Source organism: Frankia sp. CeRuru1 (assembly GCF_977966315.1).
On record NZ_CDWWEW010000418.1, the window covers coordinates 1 to 4,233 of the forward strand.

Annotated in this window: 4 protein-coding genes; 3 read left to right on the forward strand and 1 reads right to left on the reverse strand. The window is 68.4% G+C overall.

Annotation, left to right across the window (positions count from 1 at the left end; all coding sequences use genetic code 11):
- Positions 1 to 314: hypothetical protein (locus AC08OP_RS21690; RefSeq protein WP_476615867.1), on the reverse strand; the 314-nt coding region annotated here is incomplete at its 3' end.
- A gap of 479 nt (positions 315 to 793) precedes the next feature.
- On the opposite strand from AC08OP_RS21690, the gene AC08OP_RS21695 reads away from it, so the two are divergent.
- From AC08OP_RS21695 to AC08OP_RS21705, 3 genes are all read left to right on the forward strand, one after another.
- Positions 794 to 1,339: a hypothetical protein gene (locus AC08OP_RS21695; RefSeq protein WP_476615868.1), complete on the forward strand. Its 546-nt coding sequence runs from the start codon at positions 794 to 796 to the stop codon at positions 1,337 to 1,339.
- 78 nt (positions 1,340 to 1,417) lie between these two features.
- The gene (locus tag AC08OP_RS21700) at positions 1,418 to 2,479 is read left to right on the forward strand and encodes a hypothetical protein (protein ID WP_476615869.1); all 1,062 of its coding nucleotides are present in this window, start codon (positions 1,418 to 1,420) and stop codon (positions 2,477 to 2,479) included.
- Positions 2,480 to 2,815: 336 nt separating this feature from the next.
- Complete coding sequence (locus AC08OP_RS21705) at positions 2,816 to 4,066, forward strand: ATP-binding protein (protein WP_476615870.1); 1,251 nt, start codon at positions 2,816 to 2,818, stop codon at positions 4,064 to 4,066.
- The last annotated feature ends 167 nt before the right edge of the window (positions 4,067 to 4,233 follow it).

A 4,233-nucleotide genomic window follows, 5' to 3' on the forward strand; every position in this document is an offset into this window, starting at 1 on the left:
TCGGGCGGGGAGAGCCGGAGTTTCTGCCCGGCCAGATAGTCGATGTGAAAGTTGACGGCGGATCGGGTGAGGCCCGCGCACGACGGCAGCGGGCTCAGCCGTTCGATGACCTGGTCGATGGTGAGTACCGCGACCGGTGAACGGTCGCGCAGGCGCGGTTCGCGCAACGCCACGAGAATCAGGAAGTACTTCGCCGTCTCGTCAAGCGGAAAGACCTGGCGGGTCAACTCCGTGTCATCGGACCGAACCATGCGCCGGTCGACGTACTTGTATTGCGGCGCATACATCTTGAAGCCACCCACTCCGTCAGTCAACGGAAGCAGGACCCGGGCGAACTAGAACGGAACGGGTGCCCCCACCCGCCGGGGCGGAACCTTCACGAACTCGCCGGGACCCTCCGGATTCTCGACGACGTATGTCGGGTTCGCACTGAGGTTCGTCAACAGCCAGTAGTCCTCAACCGGACGCGCCTCCCCTGCACCCGGGACACCCCCCGGTCGGGCACGACCACGTCCACCCGATGGCCGGGCGCGCCGCGACCGAACGTGGCCACCTCGCCCGACCCCACCTTGAGCAGTGACGAGCCGTCGGCACGCCGTCCCGCAACTTCGATGATCACACCCTTCACAGAACAGCCCGGTGACCTGCGGCGGCAGCAGGCGCACCGGCCGACCCCGTCGCCACCCTGTCACCTGACAGGGTCACCCGCGGCCGCACCCGGCCTAGGCTCGGCCGCATCCCCACGAAGTCGATCTGTCGGACGACAGCTCCCATCTCGGATAAGGAGAGGACAGTGGTCAGACGCATACTGCGAGGTCTCGTGGTCGCCGGGGTCGCCGCGACCGTGGCCTTGGCCACGGTCGGCACGGCAGGCGCACGTGAGCTGGCGCAGCCGCCCCCCGCCGCGGCCAGCGCCACGGTTGCCCCGCGGGGGCCAGATGCGCAGCTTATCTTCGACGAGGCCGGAGCCTTCTGCGACCTGCAGGAACAGGACCCGCACTATTCGGGTGGCTTCGGTGATGCGAGCGTCCACGCCACCGCCGCCTGCTATTTCAACAGCGGAAACGGCGCACCGTACGTGGCCGAGAACATCTCGATCAAGACGCAGCTTTCCTACTCGGTGCTTCCTCCGTACTTCGAATTCGATCCGATTGGGGAACCATGTGTCGACTCGCGGCCGAACAGGTATAGTTACGAGGCGCCCTGTCACCGGCCGTGCCGGGACTACGGCTGGTATAAGGGCGAGTCTGAGATCGCCGTGACGATCAGGGGAGTGACCAAAGTGGGTTACGTCGACAACACCAAGTTCATCGAGGATTGTCCCGTACCACCGGCCTAGCGTCGAGTCGGGCGAGTCCTCATATCTGGCCGTCTATCACATGTACGATCTTGGTTATCACCCTTCGGTTGTCCCCGCATGATGAGTGAGCCCCTGCGCCGCAGCCTCCCGTGGCGCGCCCAGCAACTGCTGGGCGCGCCACGGGCGCTCGGTGTGCTCGCGGAGCTCGCCGGCCTGCGGCTGGGCGCCGTCCGAGATGCGTACGCCGGAAGTCCCGAACCGCCTGTATTCCTTGCAACACTGAGGACGAACATGATCGGCCCGCCCCACGCCGCCGGGTGGGCCAGCCGCCGGCGCGAGCACAGCCCTCAGCCACGGACCGTGTTGGAACCTTACGTTGACGCGCTGCAGGACGTGGAACGCCTCACTGCCGTCACCCTGCGCGCCGTCTCCGGCTGGGCGTGGTATCCCCTACAGCAGTCCGTGCGGCAGTTCCTGCTTGCCGACGCTCCGGTCCTCGCCGATGTCGCCGTGCGGCTGTCGGCTGCGCCGGCGGCGTGGTGGTGGTGGGAGCCGCTACGCCGCCAGGACCAGATCCTGCTGGGCTCTCCCGCGACCCCACCCGATCTCGACGAACTCGCCGCCCGGGCCACTCCCCGGGAGGCCCCCCGGTTCCGCCTGCCCGCCGGCATCCGCACCTCGACCAGGCTGGGCCCCAGGCTCCCCGCCACCCAGCTCTGCGACGTCGGCGTCACGTCGCGGCACGGACCGCAGATCGGTTGCTGGAGTGTGCCGGTTACCGCCCACGCGCGCGTTTACGAGCTACATGGCCCCAGCGACTGGTTGCGCCTATGCGAGCGCCATCCGACCGTCGCCAACGTGCCCGGCGAATGGCTGACCTGGGGCATTCATACGCCTTGGGCGCTCAGCCCCGACTGGCGCGCCGTCGCCCACGAATGGGACGCCATACACCTCAGCGTCGCCGGGCTGCTGACCGCATGCGGCAATCCCATGGTCACGGGAGCACGCGGGACGATCGCTGAGACTGCGGACAGCGAGATAACCATCTGGTTCCGTCCCTGCTTCGGCCGACCAACGCTGTCCGCCATCTGGGATACCGAGCGGGATGACCTCCCAGCAGCCACGACGACGTCCGAGACGCCCCGCCGGGAAGGTCGAAGCCGACCGCCCGACGGATGACGTGGTGGGCCCCGTGAGCCACAGTAAGAGCGTGTCTTACGTGGGGTGTCTCCACCTTCCACCGGTGCCGGCCGAGGCGTTCGGTGCTCTCCACGCCGCGGCGGGCGATACGAACCGCGATACGGCGTCGGCGCAGGAAACGGCGCAGGTCCGGCTGGTCGTAGGCCGTGCCCGCACGCGGCTTGCCCGGGTGGCGTCGCCGCGGGCCGTGCGGGGAACGGACCGCGGGGATGCTGGCGACCAGCGGGATGTCGAAGCGCGGTTCGAGTGCGTGTTAGATTACCGGTGTTCTACGTGTAATTACCATGGTCAAGAATGTGTTATTTTCATGATCGGATGTTGGTGCGCGCCTACGTTCCTCGCCTGCTCGACGTGGAGCTGCAAGATGTCCTCGCCTCCCACCCAGCCGTCCTCGTCGTCGGCCCCCGGGCGTGCGGCAAGACAACCACGACCCGGCGTGTCTGCCAGTCGATCCTGCGGCTGGACGTCCCGGCGCAGGCCGCGGTCGTCAGGGCCGACGCCGACGCGGCGCTGCGCGGGCTCGGGGAGCCTGTCCTGATCGACGAGTGGCAGGCCGTGCCCGAGGTGCTCGGCGCGGTGAAGCGGGCCGTCGATGACGATCCGCGCCCCGGGAGGTTCGTGCTCACCGGATCGTCGCAGGCCGACCTCACCGCCTCGGGCTGGCCTGCTACCGGCCGAATCGTCCGGCTGACGATGTATCCCCTCGTCGGTCGGGAACGCCACGGCGACCCGACCGCACCCTCGCTCATCGACCGGATCCTCGACGCCGACGCGGACGCGTTCGCGGATCCGCCTACCGGCTGGGACCTGCACACCTACCTGACCGAGGCACTCAGCAGCGGCTGGCCGGAGGCGCTGCGAACCGAGGCCGACCGAGCGCGCGACCGCTGGCTGACCGGCTACGTCGACCACCTCGCGACCCGGGAAGCCCCGGCCCTCGGCGTCGTACGAGACCCCCTGCGACTTCGCAGATATCTCCAGGCGATCGCCGCCAACACCGCCGGCTCGCCGACCCACAAGCTGCTCTACGACTCGGCGGGCATCGGACGTGACGCCGCCGTAGCCTACGACGACCTCCTCGACACCCTCATGATCACCCAGCGGGTCCCCGCCTGGGCGCGCAACCGCACGAGTCGCACGGTCCGGCTGCCCAAGCGGTACCTCACCGACCCCGGCCTCCTTGCCCCGTTGCTCCGTATCGACCACCGCCGCGCGCTCCGCGACGGCGACCTACTCGGACGCATCATCGACACCCTCGTCGCCGCACAGTTCCGCGCCGAGTGCGCGCTGAGCGTAGTCGGCGCCGACATGTACCACCTGCGCGACGCCAACGGCCGCCGTGAGATCGACCTGCTCCTCGAAGCCCGAGACAGCCAGATCGTCGCCGTTGAAGTCAAAGCGTCCGCAGCCCCTTCGCGTGCCGACGCACGACACCTTGAATGGCTTCAGGCGGAGATCGGTGCGCGGTTCACACTCGGGCTCCTCGTACACACAGGCCCACGGATCTTCCAGCTCGCGGAGCGCGTCATCGCTGTCCCCGTGGCCAGTCTCTGGTCCTCGAGCTGAGAGCACCACCAGAGATTCACTCGATGTTGCCGGCAACGTACACAGTGGTGTGGTGCGGGTCGTTGTCCGCCCGTCGTCGGGGACTCACCCACCGCCGGGTGGGTCGCGGTGGGTGTCAGCGGACAGGCCGAGCACCGGCTTCGCCGCCGAGGACAGCAGTCAACGCC

Excerpts from the sequence above, each read along its gene's own strand:
- AC08OP_RS21700 (WP_476615869.1), top strand. The coding sequence starts at position 1,418 with ATGATGAGTGAGCCCCTGCGCCGCAGCCTCCCGTGGCGCGCCCAGCAA.
- AC08OP_RS21705 (WP_476615870.1), top strand. The coding sequence starts at position 2,816 with ATGTTGGTGCGCGCCTACGTTCCTCGCCTGCTCGACGTGGAGCTGCAA.